Below are 24,567 nucleotides of genomic sequence, written 5' to 3'. Positions count from 1 at the left end.
CTCAGGCTTTTTCTTAAAAATCATTTTATTCAGCAGGATGGGCTTTTCTTTTCTCAAGAATTTTACCAAAGAGCAGGCCGAGCTCAAAAAGCAACCACATTGGAATTGCTAACATCACCATTGAAATTGCATCTGGCGGTGTAATAAACATCGCTACAAAAAAACATCCAACAATAATAAAACGTCGCTTTTCAGCAAGGCTTTTTGTATTTACCACACCGATTAAAATAAGGAGAAGCGTAGCGATTGGAATTTCAAAAGTCAGTCCAAATACTAAAAATAACTTTAAGCAGAAGCTTAGGTAGCTATTAATATCCGTCATCGGTGCAACAGTTTCAGGCGATACACTAATAAAGAAATGTAAAATTGCCGGAAGAGTAATGTAATATGCAAAAGCAACACCCGCATAAAACAAGACAATACTACCGATGAGTAATGGTAGTGCTAAATGACGTTCTTTTTGATACAGCGCTGGACGAACAAATGACCAGATTTCATACAGAATAAATGGCATTGCCAGCACAAGTGCGACAAATAAATTGAGTTTAAAAGGCGCCATGAATGTTGCAGTGACATCGGTTGCAATCATTGACGAGGAGGTTGGAAGTTGCAGCCTCAAAGGTTCGGATAGTAATTGGTAAGTATTATTTCTAAAAGGTAATAAGCAAAAAAATAAAAATAAGGTTACTCCGACAATCCTAAATAAATGACGTCGTAAAACGACCAAATGGCTCATGATTGGCATTTGGTCTAAATTTTCCTGATTATTTACAGTGGTTGAAGGCAGTTGGTTCATACGGCAATCTTCAATTTAACAGGTGATGTCTCTGAAATATCAGTTGATGATGCTAAAGGCATAAATTTTCTAATGTATGGGACTTTATAATGGCCTGATATAGGAAGACATATCCGAATAGGTTGGGGCACTGATTTGGTTGCCTCAGCCTTATCTATATTTTCAGAAATATTCTGCTTTTGAATTTCTTCAAGCTGTTGTTGTACTTTACGTTCTAGTGCTTCAATGCGGTTGAGTTCTTCTTGCATTTCTTTTCGAAACTCAGAAAGACGCAACTCTTGATCAATCTCATTTTGCAAATTGGTAATATAACGTTTTAGACGAACATACCAACGACCAGCAAAGCGTGCAGCTTCTGGAAGTTTATCCGGGCCTAAAACTAAAATTGCAATAATTGCAAAACAGAGTAGCTCTGTCATTCCTACATCAAGCATGGTCGAAAACCTTTAGCTTTTTACTGATGTGCTGTCAGGTGTTTTGACTTGGGCATCAATTGTACGTGGAGTATTAAGAGCAGTAGTCTCATCTTCTTCACGAACTGATTTTTTAAAGTCTTTTACTGCACCGCCTACGTCTTTACCAATATTTTTTAATTTAGACGTACCGAATAATAAAATAACGACAATTGCAAAAATAACGACATGCCAAATAGATAAACCGGCCATGATCTTATACCTCTTTTCAGTTTGCTTTATATCAACAGGTTGCCATGACAGGAATGTGACATTTATATGTCATTTTTAAGACAATGAATGACTGTCAAAACCTAAAAAGTTCATTTTATAAACTGAATATCTTCTTTTTTTATTTATACATAGTTTGAAAAGAGTCACTTAAATTACTTGAAATGGAGAGTACATTTCATTTTGAAAAGGTGTAGCATAGCAAGCTGGTTTTGATGAGCAAGAGGAGAGAGCGTGGCGCTACTACTGCCTATATTGGCATTTATCACAGGACTTCTACTTGCTCAGACTTCTATTGCAGAAACCATAAAACCTATTCTTTCAGCTTGGCTTGCCCGCTTACTAATTCCGATTGTGATTATTTACAACATGGTATTTTATCAGCCGGGTAGTTTGAGTTTAATGCTGTTTAGCTTCGGTTCAGCATTTCTTATTTTCTTTGCCTATTTAGCTTTATTTAAAGACAGATTATTAGCACTATGCGTGAGTTATACCAATATGGGGTGGCTTGGCTTTCCGTTTGCTATGGCCTTATTTGGACCTGATGCTACAGCTCCTATTGTTGCGCTATATATTGGAGTCTCTCTTTTTGGCAATGCGTGGGCTGTTACGGCAGTCACCACTGCACCACAAAGTAAGCTCAACATATTAAAAAAGGTTTTAACTTCTCCACCGTGTATTTCAATATTTTGTGCACTTTTACTTAGGTCGTTAGGTGCTCAACATATCGAGCATCCTGCTATACATTGGGTATATGAAGTTGTCAAGTTTGTCATGACTTTTGCTGGTATGTGTGTGCTGGGAATGTGGCTACGCCGTACCCGAGTGCATTTAAAAGACTTAATTTACAGTACAAAAGCTCAAGCATTTAAAGTAGTGTGCGGGTTTATTCTTTGTGGCTTAACTTATAGATTTTTACCCATTCCAAATATCAGTCAGCAAATTGGAGTGATGTTTTTAATGTTCTGTCTGCCGCCAGCAGCCAATATTGTAGCGCTAGAAACACATTATCAAGGGACGGGAAGATCGGCGGCTTACATTGCCTCAGGGACGATTGTGAGTTGTATTTTTATTGCGATTTATGCGGTATTTTTGCATTTCCCACTATAATTAATTTAAAAATTTTTCCCCTACATCTGCTTGTGCGAAGGCGGCATGGATGCCGCCAGTTAGACTGTGGTACATGAACGTACCATCAGTCTAACAAAAGATTTTTGCTTACTTTTCATCTTTGAAAAGTAAGGTCTGCCTATACAAAGTTTAATATATTCTAACGCTGCATATTGTGGCCATGTGATCAGCTTACTTCTGTAAGCTCTCTTTAAATAACTGCATCGCTTGCCCACGATGACTAATCTTATTCTTGTCTTCTTTAGAAAGTTCAGCGCTAGAAACTTGTAGCTCAGGCAACCAGAACAGCGGGTCATAACCAAAGCCATTTTCACCACGTGCAGCTTCTAAAATTTCGCCGTGCCAGATGCCTTGGAAAATTTGTGGTAACGGATCTTCAGCGTGAGTGACTAAAGCAAGTACGCACACAAACATACCTTCAATCACTTCACCATTTTTACGAAATGGTAAAAGGTCATTTAATAATTTGGCATTGTTCGCTGCATCGTCACCATGTTCTCCAGCATAGCGTGCTGAATAAATGCCAGGTGCACCGCCTAAGACAGGAACACAAATACCAGAGTCGTCAGCCATAGCAGGTTTACCTGAAATTTTAGAGGCATGACGAGCTTTAATAATGGCATTTTCAATAAAGCTTAAGCCATCTTCAATTGCATCAGGAATATTAAGGCGACCTTGAGGAATAATTTCTACTGGTAACTTAAGCTGTTCAAAAAGTTTTTCAAACTCTGCGACTTTACCTTTGTTATTGCTGGCAAGAACTAAACTGCCCTGATCAAACCAATGTGGGGTAGACATAATAAAACCAAACTTTATAGCTAATATCGAACGTGAGTTATGTTACGTGTTTTTTAAGAGGGGATATAGAGGGAAATAAATAGAATATAAAATGGGACAACCTAAACTAAAGCCACCTTGTAGAGCATACAAGGTGGCTTTAGTCGAGTAAGGTTTTTTTACGGATGAACCGTTATTATTGTGCTTGAATCCATTTGTCCGCACGGTCACGTGCTGTACGGATTTGTTCTTGAGTTAAGTTCGCTGCTAGAGCAGTTTTCTTACCTTCAGATAGGCTAATCACTTTATTGTCGAGCATGCCATCACGAGTTGAAAGCTCATACCACTGGTAAGCACCAACGTAGTTTTTCTTTTGCTCTTCCATCATAGCAAGGTTATAGCTTGCACGGTTATCACCATTGCTTGCTGCTTTTTCAAAGTATTTACGAGCCATAGACTCATCTTTTTTAACACCAATACCGTCGGCATACATGCGGCCTACGTTTAATTGTGCTGGCGATAAACCTTGATCCGCTGCTGCTTTAAACCATGCGAAAGCCTGTTTGTCATCTTTTGCTACATCTTTACCATATTGATAGTGTGTACCAAGATAAAACTGTGCGCCTGCTTGACCAGCTTTTGCTGCTTTCTGAAGATCGTTAATCCCCATTGTTGAAAAACGTGCAGCCTGACTCGCAACCGATTGTGGCTGGGCGATATAATCTGCATGAGCCTGCATACTTAGCAGTCCTGCAAATAGTGTGCTAAATAATGTCTTTTTCATAGTGCACTCACTCGATAAATAGCGACTTCACCAAACAAATTCGGAACATGTTTGCTTAACAGGCTTCCCTGCTGATTTCCATTGACGGCGAGTCGATTAATAATTTGTATCTGATTTTCAGCACATAGTGCTTCGAAATCTTTAAATGTACATAAATGAATGTTGGGGGTGTTATACCACATATATGGTAGAGCATCCGATACAGGCATCATTCCTTTTAATGCAAGAAAAGAGCGAGTCTTCCAATGCGCAAAGTTTGGAAAAGTAATAATTGCCTGTTTACCCACACGCACCATGTCTCTTAATAAAACATCGGGTGCATCTACGGCTTGCAAAGCTTGTGCCATAACCACATAGTCAAAGGACTGGTCTGCAAAGCGGCTTAAGCCGAGATTCAAATCTTGTTGAATAATATTTAACCCGCGACTGACGGCAATTGCAATCTTTTCTTGATCAATTTCTAAACCATAAGCACGAATTTGATGCTTTTGGCTCATATGAGCGAGTAATTCACCGTCACCACACCCTAAATCGAGTACGCTTGAGCCGGGTTTAATCCACTTTTCTGCTAGTTGTTGATCAATACGCATTAGCTTGCCTCCAGTGATGTCGATTTTAAGTGTTCTTCACCGCCTAAGAAAGCGCGCATGGTTTTGACATACAGTGGAATCGGGAATAAGAACGAGTCATGGCCTTGTTCAGCATCAATGTCGAGATAACTTACTGGCTTATGATTGGTAATAAGTGCATCTACAATTTCTTGTGAGCGGCTTGGTGCAAAACGCCAGTCAGTTGTGAACGAGACAATCAAGAACTGGCATTTAGTTTTACCCATCGCTTCAGTTAAAGAATGACCGTACTCACGAGATGGGTCAAAATAATCTAAAGCTTTAGTCATGATGAGATAAGTATTGGCATCAAAGTTACGGCTGAACTGTTCACCTTGATAACGTAAATAGCTTTCGACCTGAAATTCGACATCAAAACCGTACATAAATTTACCAGATTTTAAATCACGGCCAAATTTTTGTTTCATGGCTTCTTCTGAAAGATAGGTGATATGACCGACCATGCGAGCCAAAATTAGTCCGCGTTTCGGATAGCTATCATTTTCTAAGTAACGACCATGATGGAAGTCTGGATCAGACAGAATTGACTGACGTGCCACTTCGTTAAATGCAATATTTTGTGCTGAAAGTTTTGGTGCGCTGGCAATAATCACACATTTTTGCAGGCGATCAGGGTAGTCTACAGACCATTGTAGTGCTTGCATGCCTCCTAATGATCCACCGACCACTGCATACCAGACATCTACACCCAAACGGTCAGAAAGCATGGCCTGAGTTTTAACCCAGTCACGTACCGTTACTAATGGAAAATCAGGTCCATATGGGCGATTGTCATTTTCAGGGTTTGGTGAGGTCGGGCCAGTTGAACCATTACAGCCACCAATATTATTGAGCGAAACTACAAAAAACTTATTCGTATCAATTGCCTTACCCGGGCCAATACAACTATCCCACCATCCAGCTTTTTTATCATCTTCGTGGTGATAACCCGCTGCATGATGATGTCCGGAAAGAGCATGACAGATTAAAATTGCATTTGATTTATCAGCATTTAAAGTGCCGTAAGTTTCGACCATTAGTTCAAAACGTGGCAAAACACGATCACATTCAAGGTGTAATGGTTCTTCAAATTGGAACTTTTGCGGAGTGACTAACCCCACTGAATCAGCTGGAAAAGACACGGGAACATTTCGCCTTTTAAATCTTTCAGGAATAAAAAGAAAGGATACCAAGCTAGGTATCCTTTCCAAAGTCTTTTTTTTAATTAAACAGCGGCGGCAACAACCTGATCTGTACTTAAAACACCTTGATCAATCAAACGGTTGGTACACGCAATAATTGCTTCAATAGATGAGGTGACTGTATTGTCATGAACACCGGCACCAAATGAACCTTTACCTGTACCTTTTACTTGAAGTTCAATTAAGGTTAATGCTTTCGCATTTGCACCTGAACTAATACTACGTTCTTCATAGTTCAATACGTCAATTGGTAATTGAAGTGCATTTAAGAACGCAGAGATTGGCCCGTTACCTTCACCACGAAGTTGTTGTGTTTCACCTTCGACATCAATATCAAGTTCGATAATCTGAGTACCATTAATGTCAGATAACTTGTAGTGTTTGACTGTGTAATGATGATTCTTCACATCAACATACGCATCTTTAAATAACGTCCAGATTTCTTTAGCGTTAATTTCTGTACCGTTCTCATCAGCATATTGTTGAACAACCTGACTGAATTCGATTTGCAAACGACGTGGTAATACAACGTTGTAGTTTGATTCTAATAAATAAGCGATACCACCTTTACCAGACTGACTATTTACACGAATTACAGCATCGTAGTCACGGCCCAAATCTTTCGGGTCGATTGGTAAGTAAGGCATATCCCAGATTTCTTCGTTTTTCTGGTACTCGAAGCCTTTTTTGATCGCATCCTGATGTGAACCAGAGAATGCAGTAAATACCAAGTCACCTGCATATGGATGACGAGGGTGTACAGGTAAACCAGTACATTCTTCAACCGTTGCAATCACTTCATTAATATTAGAAAAATCTAACTCTGGTGCTACACCTTGGGTATACATGTTCAATGCAATTGCTGCAACGTCAACGTTACCTGTACGTTCACCATTACCGAACACACAGCCTTCAACACGGTCAGCACCCGCCATAATGGCAAGTTCTGATGCAGCAATACCACAGCCGCGGTCATTGTGGCAGTGAACAGAAATGATTACGCCATCACGACGTGCCAAATTACGATGCATCCATTCAATTTGGTCTGCATAAACATTTGGTGTAGAAACCTCGACAGTCGCTGGCAAGTTTAAAATAACTTTATGATCTGGACGTGCATCCCAGATTTCTGTGACGGCATCACAGACATCTTTAGCGACTTCTAATTCAGTTGCAGAGAAACATTCTGGACTGTATTGGAAAATCCAGTCAGTTTGAGGATATTGAGCCGCATATTCTTTAACTTTTTGAGCAGCATTAATTGCTAATTGTTTTGCGCCATTAACATCTACATTCAACACCTTTTGACGGAAGGTTGGAGAGTTCGAGTTATAAATATGCACAATTGCGCGTTTAGCACCTGCCAAAGATTCAAAAGTACGTTCAATTAAATGGTCACGTGCTTGAACCAAAACTTCAATGTATACGTCATCAGGAATATGATTTTCTTCGATCAACATGCGAGTAAAATCGAAGTCAATTTGAGATGCAGAAGGGAAACCGATTTCAATATGCTTAAAACCAATTTTCACAAGCATTTTGAACATTTTGAATTTTTGTTCCATGTTCATTGGTTCAAAAATTGCTTGGTTACCGTCACGTAAATCCGTACTCATCCAGATTGGCGCTTTTGTAATTTCGTTATTTGGCCATTGGCGATCTGGTAAATCCACACGCTGGTACATACGGCGGTATTTTTTGCTAGGGTCAGCCAACATCATGAGAAAACTCCTTGTCTCGTAGCGCGGTTGCTCTGGATATATTTAAAAGGCAACGTCTCTACTTAATATATGGTATCTAATTCAGAAAAATTAAAGGGAATTTTAAAGTGCTGCTTTAAAAAGCAGACAAAATTTTTATACGCGCGCTTGGCGCAGCATCAGGAGTTGCAGATGATGTCTTGCTTGAGTAGGCGGGGCAAACAAGTAATTCGTTTTCATCTCTAGACCGTGAAATAATAAGTTTGGTGGTTTGCAGGTAATCTTGTTATTTAGATATATCACATCTAAACAATGATTACACCTTGTGCAAAATTCTTATCATAATTTTAGTTAAGTTGTTTAGAAAATAATTTTCTAATTTTGCGCTGTTTTGTTTTTTGTGGGAAATAATTTTCATATTTTTGCCTTATTAAGGTAAAAAAGATTATCTGGTCTTAAAAAGGCAAAAATAAATATGGTTACAGTTCTGACCACATACGGATTAAATTATGATAAATGTTGGTCAGCTTCATGACTTCTGGGTAGTTATCTCCGTGTGATTTACGTAGTTCTCGAATGCTCTCATCAAGATTAAATAAAAGGTGGCGTTTACTATCGTCACGGACCAAACTTTGTACCCAGAAAAAAGAAGCAAAACGAGTACCTGAGGTAATGCTACTGACTTCGTGCAGGCTAGTAGACGGGTAAAGCACGACATCACCTGCTGGTAATTTAACTTCGTGATAACCATAGGTGTCTTCAATCACTAGGTCACCACCTTCATATTCATCGGGTTCACTTAAAAATAATGTACAAGATAAATCAGTGCGTAACTGTTCTGAAGTTCCACGGATAAGGCGAATTGAGTTGTCTACATGGAAACCGAAGCTTTCATGTTCATCATAACGATTAAAAAGCGGTGGAATAATTTTGTGGGGTAGGGCAGCAGCCTGAAACACTGGATTTTGCCAAATTGCTTTGATGACAAGATCACTTAAATGATGAGTAAGCGGGTCCTGTTCTGAGAGTTGCTGATTTCTTTTCACAGAAGCAGACAAGGTACCGGCAGTCACTTTCCCACCTACCCAATTGGCGTCTTTCATGAGCTTACGAAACTCGGCAACTTGCTCTTTGCTTAAAACATTCGGGATATGATGAATCACAGCAAACACCTTTTAATATAAATACTTCATTTGTAAAAATAGCCTCGTGACGAGGCTATTTTATATGAACTTTAATTAATTCCATAAATAAATTATGGAATTCAACCTTAGTACTTAAAATTAATTGCTAAGACAGCATTACGACCATTGCCTTCAAATGCGTAGTGAGCTGCATGCGCACTAGTAAAGTAACGCTTATCAGAAATATTATTAATATTAAGCTGTAAGTTTACGTTCTTGTTCACGTCGTATTTAGCCATCGCGTTGTAAATAGTATAGGTTGGCAAGTATTTCGGAGCAGTTGTGTTCACAAAGACTTGATCACGATATTCAACACCAGCGCCTAAAGTCAATTGAGGCATTACTCTGTAAGTAGACCAAAGTGTAGCACTGTTTTTCGCTACAAATGGTAATGGTTTACCTTCTTGAGCAACCGCATTATATGCAGCTTCTGTGATTTCGCTATCTAAATAGCTATAGCCTGTAGAAACATCCCATTTGTCGGTAATTTTCCCGTTCAAACTAATTTCAAATCCATCAACTTTACTTTTACCAGCATTGGCTGTCGTGTTCGGATCAATTTGGATACGTGTATTTTGCTTTTCAGTACGGAAAACTGCTGCTGTTAAATTAGCACGGTTATTAAACAGATCCCATTTAGTTCCTAACTCGAAAGTACGAGCTTCTTCTGGTTTTAGATCATTTGCACTCGCACTTGCAGCACCTGAGTCGCTAATAGAATCTGAACCTGTGTCACCTTCAGCAAGCACGCCTACTGGATTTGCTGACGTAGCATAGCTTAAATAAATACTACCATCTTCTGTTGGTTTAAAAACTAAACCAGCTTGGTAAGAGAAGTAATCTGTATCGCTTTCTAATTTATCACCAGCTTTATGAGGAGTACGTCCACTTACGTCCTTATTATATTTTTTCTCAGTTTCAAATTTATCCCAACGAACACCTAAGTTAAGTAACCATTGTGGATTAAATTCGATACTATCTAAAGCATACACGCCTACATTATGACTACGAGTGGTCGATTGTGCAGTGATAGATCCACGCTTATCTGTGAAGGCACCATTTCCAGGATTATTTAAACTCGTACACCAGCCATTTGACACAGCAGCAGCTGAAGTACAGTTTTGAATATTGCTGTCTAAAATGGTCGATGTGGTTTCACCAGCAGCATTAGTAAAAGTATGTACACCCTGATCAGTTTCTTGGAAGCTCCACTCGGTACCAACATTAAAAGAATGCTTTAGGCTACCTGTGTTGAATTTACCTCTTAAAGAAAGCTGATCGCTATAAGCATCGCTATCTAAGATACGGCTTAACGCACGGCGAGCGATTGTGCCTCTGTAAATATTACCCTTAGAGTCATCAGCATTCGTATAAACATAATCAGATTTAGATTTGTTGTATGTTGCTATATTAGACAAGGTAAGATTTTCATTAAAATCATGTTCTAGCTTAAACGTACCAATGTGGTTTTCGCGTTTGTCGAAATCACGCGCTTTCCAGCCATAGTAGGTTCCAGCTTTTACATCAACAGGCTTGCCGTCACCAGGAGTTAGAATAACTCCAACAGGAGGTTTGGTTGGGTTTGCATTGTTAAACGGAATACCTGCATCAGGTTCATCGTTACTACGTAAATAGTAGTAGCTTAGTGTTCCACGAGTTGCCGTATCTAAACCAAATGCAAGACTTGAGGCAATACCGGCACGGGCATATTCTGCACCGTTACTTTGACCAGCTTTTTCATTTTCGTGACCCATGATAACTACACGACCAGCAACTCCGTTACCAAAGTCTTTGTTGGCATCAAGTTGGATATGACGATAGTTGTCAGTACCACCTTGAACACTGCCTTGGTATACATCGCCTTCATGAGCAACTTTAGGGATTAAGTTAATACTTCCACCCACGCTACCACCACCACCAAGGGCAGAAGAAGAGCCTTTAATCACTTCAACTTGTTCAATGGCAAACATATCGCGATTTTGAGACGTTGTATTACGAACACCATCGACATAAATAGAAGACTGACCGCTATAACCACGAATGTAAGGCATGTCGGTAAACGGTGTGCCGCCTTCACCTGCACCTAAAGTAATGCCTGGCTCATAGCGTAATGCTTCGAGTAGGGTATTAGAGTTTGTATCTTTAATTAATTTTTGAGAAAGAATAGAGACTGATTTTGGTGTGTCTTTGAGAGGAGCTACGAATTTAGAGTTTGCAGACTGATCTACTTTTAAAGATTCTTCTTGAGTCGCTTTAGTATGAATTGTTGGTAATTGTGAAACTGTTTCTTGCGCCATGGCTGTTGTTGCAATCATTGATAGCGATGAAGCTATTGCAGAAGAAACAATTTTTTTACGTGTTCTAATCAAAGACATAACTTCAGGACTCTAAAACTAAAAGGTTATGCGAATAATAATAATTCTTATTTATATGTACAGTTTGTGTTAATTGGATTTGCCAATTGAATTGTGAAGGAAAAGTGAATGATTGAATGGGGAAATGTACTTTTATGTAGCTAATCTACTGATTATTGGTAATTGTTTATTAAAGCGATTAAATTCAAAGTTTAATTGTAATTTTAGATCTATAAAGAATAACTAAAAAATTAGTTTTACTTAAGTACTTATGAAAAATATTTAAAGAATCATAAAATTACTGTGAAATTTACTAGAATAATGTCCTTCACTTACATGAAGTGATCGGTTAATTTTGTATATCTTGAAAGTTGTCATATAATACAGCACTTTTTTAAAAACTGTTCCTACTAACTAATTTTTATCGAGGAAGCCATGCAAGTAACGACTGAAGCGGTTTCGGGCGTTGCCCGTCGTTTAAATGTGTCTGTACCGACGAGCCGTATTAACGAGCAATTTGAAGCTCGTTTGAAGCGCACTGCCAAAACTGTGAAGATCAACGGCTTCCGTCCAGGTAAAGTACCTGAAAACGTTGTTCGTCGCGAATACGGTGCAAGCATTTATCAAGAAGTTGTAAATGACATCATTCGTGATAGCGTTTTTGAAGCAATTCAACAAGAAAAAATCAATGCGGTAGGTATGCCGAACATTGAGAAAGTTGAACATAAAGAAGACGCTTTAGTTTTTGAAGCAACTGTAGAAGTTTATCCAGAAGTTGAAGTAAAAGCATTTGACGGCTTAGAAGTTGAACGTAAATCAGCTGAAATTAAAGACGCTGACGTTGACGCTATGATCGAAAACTTGCAAAAACAACGTCAAACTTGGGCTGTAACCAAGGGTATGGCGAAAAAAGACATGCAAGTGACTTTTGACTTTGAAGGCACTATCGATGGTGAGAAGTTTGAAGGCGGTTCTGCTGAAGACTTTAAACTTGTGTTAGGTTCAGGTCGTATGATTCCTGGCTTTGAAGACGGCATCATTGGTATGAAAGCTGGTGAAGAGAAAGTAATTGATGTTACTTTCCCAGAAGACTACCAAGCTGAAAACTTGGCTGGTAAAGCAGCTCAGTTCAAAATCACTGTGAAGCAAGTTGAAAAATCAAAACTTCCAGAAATTGATGCTGAATTCTTGAAAATCTTCGGTGTAACTGAAGAAGAAGGCGTTGAGAAATTAAAAGCTGACGTTCGTAAGAATATGGAACGTGAAGTTCGCAATGGTTTACGTAACCAAGTTAAACAAGCTGCTTTTGATGCACTTGTTGCTGCGAACGAAGTTGAAGTTCCAACTGCAATGGTTGCGCAAGAAATTGACCGCCAACGTCAACAAATGGTTCAACAGTTCACTCAACAATTTGGTGGTGCAGGCGCGCAATCTTTTGACAAGAGCATGCTTCCTGACGAATTGTTCAAAGAACAAGCAGAGCGTTCTGTTAAGCTTGGCGTATTGGTAAGCAAAGTTTTAGCTGATGCTAAACTTGAAGTTGACCAAGCTCGCGTTGATGCTTACATTGACGACATGGCTTCTTCTTACGAAGATCCAACTGAAGTGATTGAATACTTCAAAAATGATGCTCAACAACGTGCTCAAATCGAAGCAGTTGTATTAGAAGATCAAGTTGTTGATCACATCTTAGCTGGTGCTAAAGTGACTGACAAAGCTGTATCTTATGATGACTTATTGAAAGAACAACAAGCTCGCCGTATGGGCTAATCTTTTAAGAAGTCAGAAAAAGGCGCCTGAGGCGCCTTTTTTGTTTTTCTTTATGTGATCAATTAGAGTGCGGCATTAAGTACTTAGGTATAAATAATATAATATTTCAGTGCGAACCTTTTGCAATTTGAGAAATTATCCCGCATATTGTTGCCATAGGTTAAGTCACAAAAAATTTAGGAATAAATAACGTATGTATGTTCCAACAATTGAAAATGCTTTAGTTCCTGTTGTGGTTGAACAATCTTCTCGCGGCGAACGTTCTTTTGATATTTATTCACGACTTTTACGTGAGCGCGTCATTTTTTTGACAGGTGAAGTTGAAGATAACATGGCAAATCTGATTGTTGCCCAAATGTTGTTTTTAGAAGCTGAAAATCCTGATAAAGATATCCACCTTTATATCAACTCTCCAGGTGGATCTGTGACAGCGGGCATGGCTATTTATGACACGATGCAGTTTATTAAGCCTGATGTCGTGACATATTGTATGGGGCAAGCTGCTTCAATGGGTGCATTCTTGTTAAATGCGGGCGCTAAAGGCAAACGCTATTGTTTAGAAAATGCCCGTGTCATGATTCATCAACCATTGGGTGGTTTCCGTGGTCAAGCATCGGATATTGAAATCCATGCGCGTGAAATTCTCTTTATTAAAGAACGTTTGAACCGCTTAATGGCAGAGCACAGTGGTCAAGACTATGAAACCGTTGCTCGTGATACTGATCGTGATAACTTTATGACAGCCCAAGCTGCTAAAGAATATGGTCTGGTTGATCAGGTGTTAAGTAAGCGTCCATAAGGACCTTCTTATGTAAATAACTTGAGATGTTGAAAAAGATCTCCATTTAGTTATTTATGCAGTGCATCTTGCCCTAATATTTAAGATTCTATTTGTGGAGTGAATATGTCCGAACATCCTCAAGGACAAAAACATTGTTCATTTTGCGGTAAAACGCAGTCTGAAGTCGGGAAACTGATTGCAGGTGAGGACGCATATATTTGTAATGAATGTGTGGATGTCTGCTTAGACCTTGTACAAACCAGCCAACAGGTTGAAGCAGGTGACTGGGCGAGCAAGGCATTGCCAAAACCACATGAAATACGTGCTGCGCTTGATCAATATGTTATTGGTCAAGATCTTGCCAAAAAGACACTCTCTGTTGCGGTTTATAACCATTATAAACGCTTGAAAGTGGGCCATAATGGCCATGTGTCTAAAGAAGTAGAAATTGCTAAAAGTAACATTCTACTGATTGGACCAACTGGTTCAGGTAAAACTTTACTTGCGCAAACATTAGCTCGCCTTTTAGATGTTCCATTTGCGATGGCAGATGCAACAACATTAACCGAAGCGGGTTATGTGGGTGAAGATGTTGAAAATATTGTGCAAAAGCTTTTGCAAAAAGCAGACTACGATGTAGAAAAGGCTCAGAAGGGCATTATCTATATCGACGAGATTGATAAGATTACTCGTAAATCTGAAAATCCATCAATTACGCGTGATGTGTCTGGTGAAGGTGTACAACAAGCATTATTAAAAATGATTGAAGGTACAGTTGCTTCGATTCCTCCTCAAGGTGGCCGTAAGCATCCGCAGCAAGAGTTTATCCAAATTGACACCTCAAATATCTTATTTATTTGTGGTGGTGCATTTTCTGGTTTGGAAAAAATTGTACAACAGCGTCAAGAGAAAGGCGGTATTGGTTTTACAGCTGACGTTAAAAACAAAGATGAAACCAAAAAGCTTGCTGAATTGTTCCGTCAGGTTGAGCCAACTGACTTAGTGAAATTTGGTTTGATTCCAGAATTCATTGGTCGTTTACCAGTGATTGCTACACTTGAAGAGCTAGACGAAGAAGCTTTAATGCAAATTTTGACTGAGCCAAAAAATGCATTAACACGCCAGTATCAATATCTTTTCACTATGGAAAATGTTGATCTGATCTTTGAAGATTCTGCATTACGTGCTGTTGCTAAAAAAGCGCTTGAACGTAATACGGGGGCGCGTGGTCTACGTTCTATTATGGAAAACGTACTGCTTGAAACTATGTATGATTTACCAAGTCGTACAGATGTTGGAACAGTCATTATTAATGAAGCAGTCATTAATGGTGAAGCAGAACCTGTTTATCAGGCTGAACGCCAACCTAAAGAAGCTGCAACGCATGAAAGTGTTGCTAAGGCAGATTTAAAGGTTATTGATTCGAAGTCTGCATAGATTTCATTCATCTAAAAAGCATGTATCGCGTTAGTGATTCATGCTTTTTTTGTTTTCAATTTATATGGGTAGTGTTAATCTTAAAAATACAAAATACGCATAGTTTTGCGGTGTAAAAAATAAATCAAAAACAAAACGCTTTGAGGGATGCCATGCGTTATTTAATCGTATCTTTGTGCTGTGCAGGACTATTTGTGGGCTGTCAAAGTTCATCTCATTTAGAAAAAAATCCGAGTGAATTGACCGCGACTCTACCTAAAGTTGATGTTGAAAAAGAACCTGGTTTATTAGATCAATATCATTTAGGCGGTTTTACTGTGGGAGGGTGGGTCAACCAAAAATTGGGTCAGACTTTTGCTCCAATCAAACCACAAAATGAACAGGCAGCTGTAGTTTATCTATATCGACCCGACACAAAATGGAATCGTCAGGAAATTGCAGCGATTAATCTCTTTGTGAATGGTAAGCGCATTCCGAGTCTATTACATAATCATTATTACTGGATTGAGTTGCCAGCAGGAACATATCGTCTTTCAGCAAGTCGCCCTTTACTTGGTATCCATTTTCAAGAACCAAAATATATTGATATCACTGTTGAGGCGGGAACGTCTTATTATTTGAAATATGATGAAGAAAATAAAATGGACCGAAGTGAACATACTGGTCCATTTATGTTAATGCAAGACAATATTGGACGTAGAGAGATAGCATTTACTGAGCTTAAATCTTCTAGCTATAATTTTGTTGCTGAAGATGCTTCAGGAAAGATCCGCCATAAACCACAAGAATTAAAGCCAGCTAAATATGATGAAAAATCAGATGTACATCTGATTAAACCATTTAAATTATGGAATCCTTTAACTTGGTAATGAGCTGCAAAAGATAAAGAAAAGTTAAGACTTTTCTTTATCTTTCATCAACGGTGCAAGAATTTTAAGCATCTCTTCTTGCATATGATCTCGTGCTTTAGGGTCATTAAATGTTTGCTGTCCCAACTCCATCATATATTCTGAAATTTGCCCCATAATCTGTACGTTCTTGCGCGTAATTGATTGGCCTTCTGGGGTTTTTAAAAATTTCAGATTAGCCTGAATTTCCTCTTCAGTATAAGTCTTAAGATAAATATCCTGTAAGGCTTGAGCTGTTTTGGAGTTGCTAATCAGCTGATTACTCGAATCTTTTAGAAGAGAACCTAACTTCTTCGCGGCCTCTTTTTCTTTTGGACCTAAAGTTTTGATACCCGTGATATTACTAACGATCTGTTCTGCCTGTTGATCATAGTAAGGCGTTAATTCATCAATTGATTCTTTAAGCAGGTAATCAATTTGGCTCATTTGCATGAGTTCTTTAACTGAACTTAACTTGGCAGGAGAGGCAAACAAGCTTGTGGTAATACAGCTTAGACAAAGGCTGATTGAGAGATTTTTAAGAATAGGGCGAATAGTCATGAAATGACCTATATTCAATATTTGACGAGAGGGTGCTTTCATTAATAGCACAGATTGACGAAGTAATTGTTACAATTCTTTTCAGATTTTAAAATAAAAAAAGAATGCATAAAAAAAGCACCGAATTCGGTGCTTTTCTTGATTAGCCAGCTGCTGCATCGACTACTGGAATTTTTCCAATTTTCGCTTGCCAGATTTTTGGAGCTACTGCGTGAATTGAAGTACCGTTTACATCAACTGCAACAGAAACTGGCATATCTTCAACTACGAATTTGTAGATTGCTTCCATACCTAAGTCTGCAAACGCAACAACTTCAGCTTCACGAACAGCTTTAGATACGAGGTAAGCCGCACCACCAACTGCCATTAAGTAAGTTGCTTTGTTGTCTTTGATTGCTTCAATTGCTGTAGGACCACGGTCAGCTTTACCGATCATACCGAATAGGCCAGTATGCTCTAATACTTTACGTGTGAATTTATCCATACGTGTTGCAGTTGTAGGGCCAGCAGGACCAACGACTTCATCACCCACTGGATCAACAGGGCCAACGTAGTAAATAAACTTACCTTTAAGATCAACTGGTAATTCTTCACCATTGTCGATCATTTCAACCATACGCTTGTGAGCAGCATCACGACCTGTGTACATTGTTCCGCTAAGAAGTAAGGTATCACCTGGTTTCCAAGAGTCCATTTCTTCTTGAGTAATGGTATCAAGGTTTACACGTTTAGACTGTGAAGAGTCCCAAGTTACAGATGGGTAGTCTTCAAGTTTTGGTGCTTGGATATGAGCTACACCTGTACCATCAAGCTGGAAGTGAGCATGACGAGTAGCAGCACAGTTAGGAATCATACCTACTGGTTTACCAGCAGCATGACATGGGTAATCTTTAATTTTAATATCAAGAACAGTCGTTAAACCACCAAGACCTTGAGCACCAATACCAAGTGCGTTTACTTTTTCAAAGATTTCGATACGAAGTTCTTCGATTTTGTTTTCTGGTCCACGGCGAAGTAATTCGTCCATGTTGATTTCTTCCATGAGCGCTTCTTTAGCAAGCATCATGGCTTTTTCAGCAGTACCACCAATACCAATACCGAGCATACCTGGAGGACACCAGCCTGCACCCATTGTTGGAACAGTTTTAAGTACCCAGTCAACAATCGAGTCAGATGGGTTAAGCATCGCAAGTTTAGATTTGTTTTCTGAGCCGCCACCTTTAGCAGCAACAGTAATATCTACTTTATTACCTGGAACGAGTTTGTAGTGAATTACAGCAGGGGTATTATCTTTTGTATTTTTACGACCAAATGCAGGGTCAGCAAGTACAGATGCACGAAGAACGTTGCTGTTTTCAAGGTAACCTTGGCGAACACCTTCGTTTACCGCATCGTCTAAGCTCATTGTTAAGTCAAATTTAACATCTAAGCCCACTTCAAGGAAAACGTTAACAATACCAGTATCTTGGCAAATTGGACGATGACCTTCCGCACACATGCGAGAGTTAATTAGAATCTGTGCAATTGCATCCTTTGCGGCTTTGTTTTCTTCGCGATCATAAGCACGGCTCATCGCTTGGATAAAGTCTTGCGGGTGATAGTACGAAATAAACTGTAGGGCGTCCTTGATCGATGTAATCAAGTCATCTTGTTTGATAATCGTTGTCATACCAGAAAATCTCTTGAGCGGGCTGTTAGCTAGCGGGCTAAATTATATGACAAAAAGACAGGGTTGTGGGAGATTGGTTGATCTTTTGACCGAAAGTCGCATAAGAACATATTGATGTGATTTAAAAGAGACAGATCGGAGAATTATTTATTTTTGAATGACTAAAATAAAAAAAGCCATTTGAGCGGATATCAAATGGCGAGAGGTAGTAAAGGTGAATTTATTAATTATTTGGCAGTGGCTTGCTGTTCTGCCTGAATTGCCGTTAATGCAATGGTAAAGACGATGTCATCTACCAATGCTCCACGAGACAAATCGTTGACTGGTTTGTTGAGGCCTTGCAGCATTGGGCCTACACTTACAACATTTGCAGCACGTTGTACTGCTTTATAAGTTGTGTTGCCCGTATTTAAGTCTGGGAAAATAAATACATTGGCGCGGCCAGCAACGCGTGAGTCAGGTGCCTTTTGACGCCCCACACTTTCAACTGAAGCTGCGTCGTATTGAAGTGGACCATCAATCAGTAAGTCAGGACGACGTTGTTGAGCAATTTGAGTTGCTTGCTGTACTTTTTCAACATCAGCACCTGTTCCGGAAGTACCAGTTGAGTAGCTGATCATGGCAATACGTGGGTCAATTCCAAATGCTTTCGCTGAGTCAGCCGACTGAATTGCAATTTCAGCAAGTTGTTCTGCTGTTGGGTCTGGGTTAATCGCACAGTCGCCATATACATAAACTTCATCTGGCAAAAGCATAAAGAATATAGATGAAACTAGTGAATAATCAGGTGCTGTCTTGATGAGTTGGAATGCTGGGCGGACCGTATTTGCTGTGGTGTGTACCGCACCTGAAACTAAACCGTCGACTTGATCTAAGGCTAACATCATGGTGCCAAGCACTACGGTATCTTGAAGCTGTTCTTTCGCTTGCAGCTCGTTGAGTTTACCTTTACGTAGCTCAACCATTGGTACAACGTATTGATCACGAATACTATCAGGGTCGACAATTGCCAATTCGGCCGGTAATTCAATACCACGTGCTTTTGCAACATCGTGCACAGCATCTGGTTTAGCTAACAAAATACAGTCAGCAATACCACGTGCCTGACAAATTGCCGCAGCTTGAATGGTGCGCGGTTCATCACCTTCAGGTAGCACAATCCGCTTTTTCGCTGCAATCGATTTTTGCACCAGTTCATGCCGGAAAGCCGATGGCGACAGGCGAGGGGTAGCGGCATTGTTGCTGTGCTGTTTAAGCCATTCAACATCAATATGACTTGAAACAAATCGAGTCACTTGCTCAGCACGTTCAGTATCGTCAGTTGGAATCTCATTGCCAAAATTAGATAAACGCTGAGCAGTTTCAAGTGTATTTAAACGGGTATGTAAAATTGGCAAACCTTGTTTAATTGCACTTTGGCAAAACTCTAAAAGCTCTGGTGCTGGTGCTTCTCTTTCGGTAAGTACCAAACCTGCAAGAGGAATACCATTGCTGGTTGCCAAACTACTTGCAAGTAAAACGTCGGTACGTTCAGATGCGCTAATAATTAACTCTCCTGCAATAAACTTATTCAGTTCATATTCAATGCTTGAAGCAATTAAACTCGAATGCAAAATTCGACGTGTTTTAGCTTCACCTTGATGTACCCATTGCCCATCAATGACATTTGCAATATCAAGTGTTCTAGGTACGCTTAGCGTGTTACTAAATGGAACCAGCCCAATAATCGGTAAATCACTAGAACCAAAATAACGATTATATTTTTGCAGTTCAGTCGTAAATTTTGCGATTTCTTCAGTCGGTCGTAACGATGGATCAAACGCAACAGGAATTTGTGCTGTTTCTTCAGTTAATCCACGGGTACGCATGAAAAGCACGCCAGCAGTACGATTTGATGTTGCTCCACCAAACTGACGTAAATGAGCATCTACTTTTTCTGCGGCTTTTTTCGGGTTTTGAATATCTGCTGTACTAACTAATACAACTTCTGCATCAAGCGCTTGTGCAAGACTTGCGTTGAGCTCACTGGCGAAGTGGTCTTGTCCGTTTGGTAATAAACCTTCCACAATAATGACATCATGGTCTGCTGCAACACTACGATGAAGGCTAACCGCTTCTTCAAGTAATTCATCTACTTCCCCAGCGGCAATAAGCTGAGTTAATTTTTCATGCGAAATAGATTGAACGGTTTTACTTTGAAATAAATGACCGAATAATGAAGTGGTTCGGTCAAGATGCTCTTGGTCTTCTTGAGAAAATGGTTTTAAAAAGCCTGCTTTAATGCCGTTGCAATCAAGAGCGTAAATCATACCTAAGCAGGCAGAGGTTAAGCCAACCCCTTCACCTGTAGGAATCAATAAAATTGTATTCATATAAACCTATAAATAAACGAATATCGAGTTTTCGCTAAGCTCTAATTAAGCAAGGCTTGCTACAGATGCTGTATTTTCTGCTGCTTCAACAACTTGACGAGTTTCTTTGGCAATACGGCCTTCTTCATCTGTAGGAATGACCCAAATTTGAGGTCCTGTTCCGTTGTCGATTCGGCCTTCAGTGCCACGTTTTAGGTTGTTGTTTTGATCTTTATCAAGCTGCAAACCAAAATGAGGTAAATACGCTAAGGTTTTTTCACGAATATAAGCTGAGTTCTCGCCAATACCTCCCGTGAAGATTAAGCCGTCTAAAGTTGGCAAACCACAGCTTAATGCAGCAAGTGATTTTGCTAGGCGATAGCTAAACACTTCAATTGCAAGACTAGCATCTTCGTTGCCATTTTCAGCAGCTTCAATGACTGTACGCATGTCGTTAGACAGTTGTGATAAGCCTAGTAAGCCACTTTCGTTATTTAAAACTTTATCAATTTTAGCCAAGTCCCAACCGAGATTTTTCGCAAGGAAGCTATGTAAGCTTGGATCAACGTCACCACTACGCGTTCCCATCACTACACCTTCAAGTGGAGTAAGACCCATAGAGGTATCAACACTTTGTCCATTCCACACTGCGCAAGTTGAACTGCCGTTTCCTAGATGCGCTGTTAACCATCCACCTTTTTTAAGGTTACCTGCTAGCTCACTCGCTTTGTCAGACACATAAGCATGGCTTGTACCATGGAAGCCATAACGACGAACGTTGTGATCAGTATATAAAAACTTAGGAATTGCATAACGGTATGCATGCGGTGGCATGGTTTGATGGAATGCAGTGTCGAATACGGCAACTTGAGGTAATTCAGGAAATAGACGTACGGTTGCGTCAATACCAATTAAATGTGCTGGGTTATGAAGTGGGGCTAAAGGTGTCGCAGCACGAATACGTTCAATAATTTCAGGAGTGAGTAATTCTGCTTTGGTTAAACTACCACCGTGTACAACACGATGTCCGATTGCTTGCGGTTTGTAGTTGGCAAGACGTGCAAGTAAAGTTTCTAAAGCTTTGGCATGGTCAGCATAAGGGATTGAAAGTTCAAGTGGTTCACCACCTACTGTAATTCCCTTAATACGAGCATCAGCTGCCCCCAAGTTTTCTGCTAAACCGTAAATACGCTCTTCACGACGCTCTGAAACCAGTGCGTATTTAATAGATGAAGAGCCGCAATTGATAACTAATACTGATGTAGCCACGTTGAAATACCCAAGTCCTGATTTAAAATAGTTTTCCTAACTTCCTGTTCAAGATGTATTATTTTTTGATACAGATTGAACGGGTTGTCATGTTTTAGCATGTGTTGTTTTTCTGTCCAAGATAGACTTTAGCCCATTAGACTTAAGAACTATCGACCATCAAATTATTTGCAACTAATATCTGTCCAGTATAAAGCTTAACCACTGTATTCCTTGTTTTTTTGTAGAAGAATTAAACAGTTTTTTGTATATATTTATGAAAGGTAAATTTTGAATTAATGTAATTTTCAAATATTCGATATAAATTTTTAAAAGAAAAAGAAGTGCTGTTATTTTAATCAAACCCGATGGATATATTACAAATAATATACGTAACTGGAATTAAGTTTTAATCGCTTATATATAAGTTAAAAAGAATAAATCATAAACATTTTTAATATAAAACTCAGTATAAAAAGTCGGTATCTGTACATTTATAAAGATATTTCATTGCATTGATATTATGAGAATTTTCTCATAGTTTTTAGAGTGTAATATACCTGTAAATATAGTCCAAAATAAAACCCTTCACTTGTTTATAACTTAAACATTATTTGTCTTTAATACTCATGCTTGGGTATTCCCGTAAAGTTGACTAGGGCTTGCATGTCGCTTTTTGCCTTAATAATATTGTTCCTCCCCCTTACCAAATGATTATGAAATATATCATTTGGTCTATTTTTTATGTTCCGGCTTATCCGGTTGTACAGGAGCGTCCAGCATGGACTTGCCGAATCCAATATTGGCAAAAGTGACCGAGCGTGTAATCGCACGTAGTCAAAAAACTCGTTCTGCATATTTACAACGTATTGAACATGCACAAGGCAAATTTCCTGCCCGTGGAGCACTTTCATGTGCCAATCTGGCTCATGGTTTTGCCAGTATGGAAGATAATGAAAAATTAATTATTAAAGTAGGCCGTGAACCAAATATTGGCATCGTATCTTCGTATAACGAAATGCTGTCGGCGCACGCACCTTATAAAACATTTCCAGATTTAATTAAAAGTGCCGCTCGCGAAAATGGTGGCGTAGCACAATTTGCAGGTGGCGTTCCTGCGATGTGTGACGGTATTACCCAAGGTAATGCTGGCATGGAACTATCATTGTTTTCTCGCGAAACCATTGCGATGAGCACAGCGATTGCATTGTCTCATAACATGTTTGACGCAGCTTTATGTCTGGGCGTTTGCGATAAAATTGTGCCGGGCTTGCTCATTGGTGCTCTGCAGTTTGGCTATTTACCTACTATTTTTGTGCCAGCTGGCCCAATGACCAGTGGTCTATCTAACGATGAGAAAGCCAAAATTCGTCAGCAATTTGCAACGGGTCAGGTTGGACGAGATGCTTTATTAGAAGCTGAGTCAGCTGCTTATCATGGACAAGGGACTTGTACTTTTTATGGTACAGCCAACAGTAATCAGATGTTGATGGAAGTCATGGGTTTGCATTTGCCAAGTGCTGCATTTGTTCATCCTCATACACCATTACGTGATGCACTCACCGCAGAAGCTGCGATTCGTGTACTTGATTTAACAGTTGAGCGTGGAAACTACACGCCGATTGGTCATGTTGTCGATGAAAAAGCAATTATAAACGGTATTGTGGCTTTACTCGCTACAGGTGGTTCAACCAACCATACTTTGCATTTGATTGCGATTGCTCGTGCCGCTGGCATCTTGATTGATTGGGATGACTTTGATGAGTTATCGGCTGTTGTTCCATTACTCGCAAAAATCTATCCAAATGGTAAGGCGGATGTAAACCATTTCCAAGCTGCGGGTGGAGTAGCTTTCCTCATTCGTAATCTACTTGAAGCTGGCTTATTACATAACGATGTAACGACTGTAGCTGGTAAAGGTTTGCAGCATTACACCAAAGAACCAAAACTGATTGATGGTAAGCTCACTTGGGTTGACGGTGTGGTTCAAAGCCTTGATGATAAAGTTTTGCGTAGTATTGATGCGCCGTTTCAACCAGATGGTGGTTTACGTTTAATGCAAGGCCGCCTTGGCCGTGGCGTAATCAAGATTTCTGCTGTTGCGCCAGAACATCGTAAAGTTAAAGCTCCAGCAATTGTGTTTGATTCGCAAGAAGCAGTGCAAGCTGCATTTGATCGTGGTGAATTACACAGAGACTTTATTGCGGTTGTGCGTTTCCAAGGTGCACGTGCGAATGGTATGCCTGAATTGCATCGTTTAACGCCTGTGTTGGGTGTTTTACAAGATCAAGGTTTCCACGTTGCTTTAGTCACTGATGGGCGTATGTCTGGTGCTTCAGGCAAAGTTCCTGCGGTCATTCATTTATCTCCAGAAGCCTTATTAAATGGGCCGATTGCTAAAGTTCAAACAGGCGATATGTTAATCATTGATGCTGAGGCTGGCGTACTTGATGTCGAAATAGATGACGATTTATGGCAGTCACGCCCTGTTGCACAGCCAGAACATCAGGCAGAAAACGAAGTTGGCTTTGGCCGTGAATTATTTGGTGTTTTCCGTGCTGCTGCTGCGCCAGCTGAACATGGAGCATCTGTGTTTGGTGCATTGGTTGGTGAAAATTCACCAGAGCAGATTTGAATCAAAGGA

21 protein-coding genes are annotated in these 24,567 nt (G+C 39.6%); 6 read left to right on the top strand and 15 right to left on the bottom strand.

Going from position 1 to position 24,567, the window contains the following annotated elements; genetic code table 11:
* Positions 1-25: 25 nt before the first annotated feature.
* The 3 genes from tatC to AC52J8_RS15840 are packed head-to-tail and all read right to left on the bottom strand — an operon-like array spanning position 26 to position 1,461.
* Positions 26-796, bottom strand: a complete 771-nt coding sequence (tatC, locus tag AC52J8_RS15850) for a twin-arginine translocase subunit TatC (RefSeq protein ID WP_032005632.1) — start codon at positions 794-796, stop codon at positions 26-28.
* Positions 793-1,230, bottom strand: coding sequence for a Sec-independent protein translocase protein TatB (tatB, locus tag AC52J8_RS15845; protein WP_002114889.1), 438 nt, complete (start codon positions 1,228-1,230; stop codon positions 793-795). The genes tatC and tatB overlap by 4 nt, the downstream gene beginning before the upstream one ends.
* Before the next feature lie 12 nt (positions 1,231-1,242).
* Positions 1,243-1,461 carry a Sec-independent protein translocase subunit TatA gene (locus AC52J8_RS15840; protein ID WP_002114991.1) on the bottom strand — a complete coding sequence of 73 codons (219 nt, stop codon included), beginning with the start codon at positions 1,459-1,461 and terminating at the stop codon, positions 1,243-1,245.
* A gap of 252 nt (positions 1,462-1,713) precedes the next feature.
* On the opposite strand from AC52J8_RS15840, the gene AC52J8_RS15835 reads away from it, so the two are divergent.
* Positions 1,714-2,589 (top strand): AEC family transporter, encoded by an 876-nt coding sequence (locus AC52J8_RS15835; protein ID WP_086400282.1) that lies wholly within the window; start codon positions 1,714-1,716, stop codon positions 2,587-2,589.
* A 192-nt stretch (positions 2,590-2,781) separates the two neighbouring features.
* On the opposite strand, the gene rdgB is transcribed toward AC52J8_RS15835, so the two are convergent.
* From rdgB to AC52J8_RS15800, 7 genes are all read right to left on the bottom strand, one after another.
* Positions 2,782-3,408 (bottom strand): RdgB/HAM1 family non-canonical purine NTP pyrophosphatase, encoded by a 627-nt coding sequence (gene rdgB / locus AC52J8_RS15830; RefSeq protein ID WP_032005168.1) that lies wholly within the window; start codon positions 3,406-3,408, stop codon positions 2,782-2,784.
* Between the two features lie 175 nt (positions 3,409-3,583).
* A complete protein-coding gene (locus tag AC52J8_RS15825) occupies positions 3,584-4,171 on the bottom strand; it encodes a tetratricopeptide repeat protein (protein WP_005804213.1) in 588 nt (195 codons plus the stop codon).
* On the bottom strand, positions 4,168-4,761 hold the full coding sequence (gene metW / locus AC52J8_RS15820) for a methionine biosynthesis protein MetW (RefSeq protein WP_001217230.1): 594 nt from the start codon (positions 4,759-4,761) through the stop codon (positions 4,168-4,170). Before metW ends, AC52J8_RS15825 begins: the two co-directional genes overlap by 4 nt.
* The gene (gene metX, locus AC52J8_RS15815; RefSeq protein WP_002114709.1) at positions 4,761-5,921 is read right to left on the bottom strand and encodes a homoserine O-succinyltransferase MetX; all 1,161 of its coding nucleotides are present in this window, start codon (positions 5,919-5,921) and stop codon (positions 4,761-4,763) included. Before metX ends, metW begins: the two co-directional genes overlap by 1 nt.
* 83 nt (positions 5,922-6,004) lie before the next feature.
* Positions 6,005-7,702: a 2-isopropylmalate synthase gene (leuA, locus tag AC52J8_RS15810; protein WP_032005170.1), complete on the bottom strand. Its 1,698-nt coding sequence runs from the start codon at positions 7,700-7,702 to the stop codon at positions 6,005-6,007.
* A gap of 458 nt (positions 7,703-8,160) precedes the next feature.
* A complete protein-coding gene (locus AC52J8_RS15805; RefSeq protein WP_017398803.1) occupies positions 8,161-8,844 on the bottom strand; it encodes a Fe2+-dependent dioxygenase in 684 nt (227 codons plus the stop codon).
* Between the two features lie 107 nt (positions 8,845-8,951).
* Positions 8,952-11,240 carry a TonB-dependent receptor gene (locus AC52J8_RS15800; protein WP_086400281.1) on the bottom strand — a complete coding sequence of 763 codons (2,289 nt, stop codon included), beginning with the start codon at positions 11,238-11,240 and terminating at the stop codon, positions 8,952-8,954.
* 414 nt (positions 11,241-11,654) lie between these two features.
* Between AC52J8_RS15800 and tig the strand changes: the two genes are divergently transcribed.
* From tig to AC52J8_RS15780, 4 genes are all read left to right on the top strand, one after another.
* A complete protein-coding gene (tig, locus tag AC52J8_RS15795; protein ID WP_002114878.1) occupies positions 11,655-12,989 on the top strand; it encodes a trigger factor in 1,335 nt (444 codons plus the stop codon).
* 193 nt (positions 12,990-13,182) lie between these two features.
* Complete coding sequence (gene clpP / locus AC52J8_RS15790) at positions 13,183-13,788, top strand: ATP-dependent Clp endopeptidase proteolytic subunit ClpP (protein WP_002114870.1); 606 nt, start codon at positions 13,183-13,185, stop codon at positions 13,786-13,788.
* A 105-nt stretch (positions 13,789-13,893) separates the two neighbouring features.
* Complete coding sequence (gene clpX / locus AC52J8_RS15785) at positions 13,894-15,207, top strand: ATP-dependent Clp protease ATP-binding subunit ClpX (RefSeq protein ID WP_002114726.1); 1,314 nt, start codon at positions 13,894-13,896, stop codon at positions 15,205-15,207.
* A 152-nt stretch (positions 15,208-15,359) separates the two neighbouring features.
* Positions 15,360-16,076 carry a DUF2846 domain-containing protein gene (locus AC52J8_RS15780; RefSeq protein WP_002115030.1) on the top strand — a complete coding sequence of 239 codons (717 nt, stop codon included), beginning with the start codon at positions 15,360-15,362 and terminating at the stop codon, positions 16,074-16,076.
* A gap of 24 nt (positions 16,077-16,100) precedes the next feature.
* Here AC52J8_RS15780 and AC52J8_RS15775 read toward each other — a convergent pair whose 3' ends face one another.
* The 5 genes from AC52J8_RS15775 to AC52J8_RS15755 all read right to left on the bottom strand — a co-directional run bounded on the left by AC52J8_RS15775 (position 16,101) and on the right by AC52J8_RS15755 (position 22,045).
* Positions 16,101-16,655 carry a DUF2059 domain-containing protein gene (locus AC52J8_RS15775; protein WP_086400280.1) on the bottom strand — a complete coding sequence of 185 codons (555 nt, stop codon included), beginning with the start codon at positions 16,653-16,655 and terminating at the stop codon, positions 16,101-16,103.
* A 142-nt stretch (positions 16,656-16,797) separates the two neighbouring features.
* Entirely contained in the window at positions 16,798-18,324 is a 1,527-nt protein-coding gene (locus tag AC52J8_RS15770; RefSeq protein WP_002115045.1) for a fumarate hydratase, read from the bottom strand.
* A gap of 227 nt (positions 18,325-18,551) precedes the next feature.
* A complete protein-coding gene (gene pta, locus AC52J8_RS15765) occupies positions 18,552-20,696 on the bottom strand; it encodes a phosphate acetyltransferase (RefSeq protein WP_086400279.1) in 2,145 nt (714 codons plus the stop codon).
* Between the two features lie 45 nt (positions 20,697-20,741).
* On the bottom strand, positions 20,742-21,944 hold the full coding sequence (locus tag AC52J8_RS15760) for an acetate/propionate family kinase (protein WP_068930376.1): 1,203 nt from the start codon (positions 21,942-21,944) through the stop codon (positions 20,742-20,744).
* Entirely contained in the window at positions 21,926-22,045 is a 120-nt protein-coding gene (locus AC52J8_RS15755) for a hypothetical protein (protein ID WP_079380912.1), read from the bottom strand. Before AC52J8_RS15755 ends, AC52J8_RS15760 begins: the two co-directional genes overlap by 19 nt.
* A 659-nt stretch (positions 22,046-22,704) precedes the next feature.
* On the opposite strand from AC52J8_RS15755, the gene edd reads away from it, so the two are divergent.
* On the top strand, positions 22,705-24,558 hold the full coding sequence (gene edd, locus AC52J8_RS15750; protein WP_086400278.1) for a phosphogluconate dehydratase: 1,854 nt from the start codon (positions 22,705-22,707) through the stop codon (positions 24,556-24,558).
* Positions 24,559-24,567 lie beyond the last annotated feature (9 nt).

The organism is Acinetobacter sp. S-1 (assembly GCF_059579785.1).
This window is presented reverse-complemented; position numbering and strand designations above follow the sequence as displayed.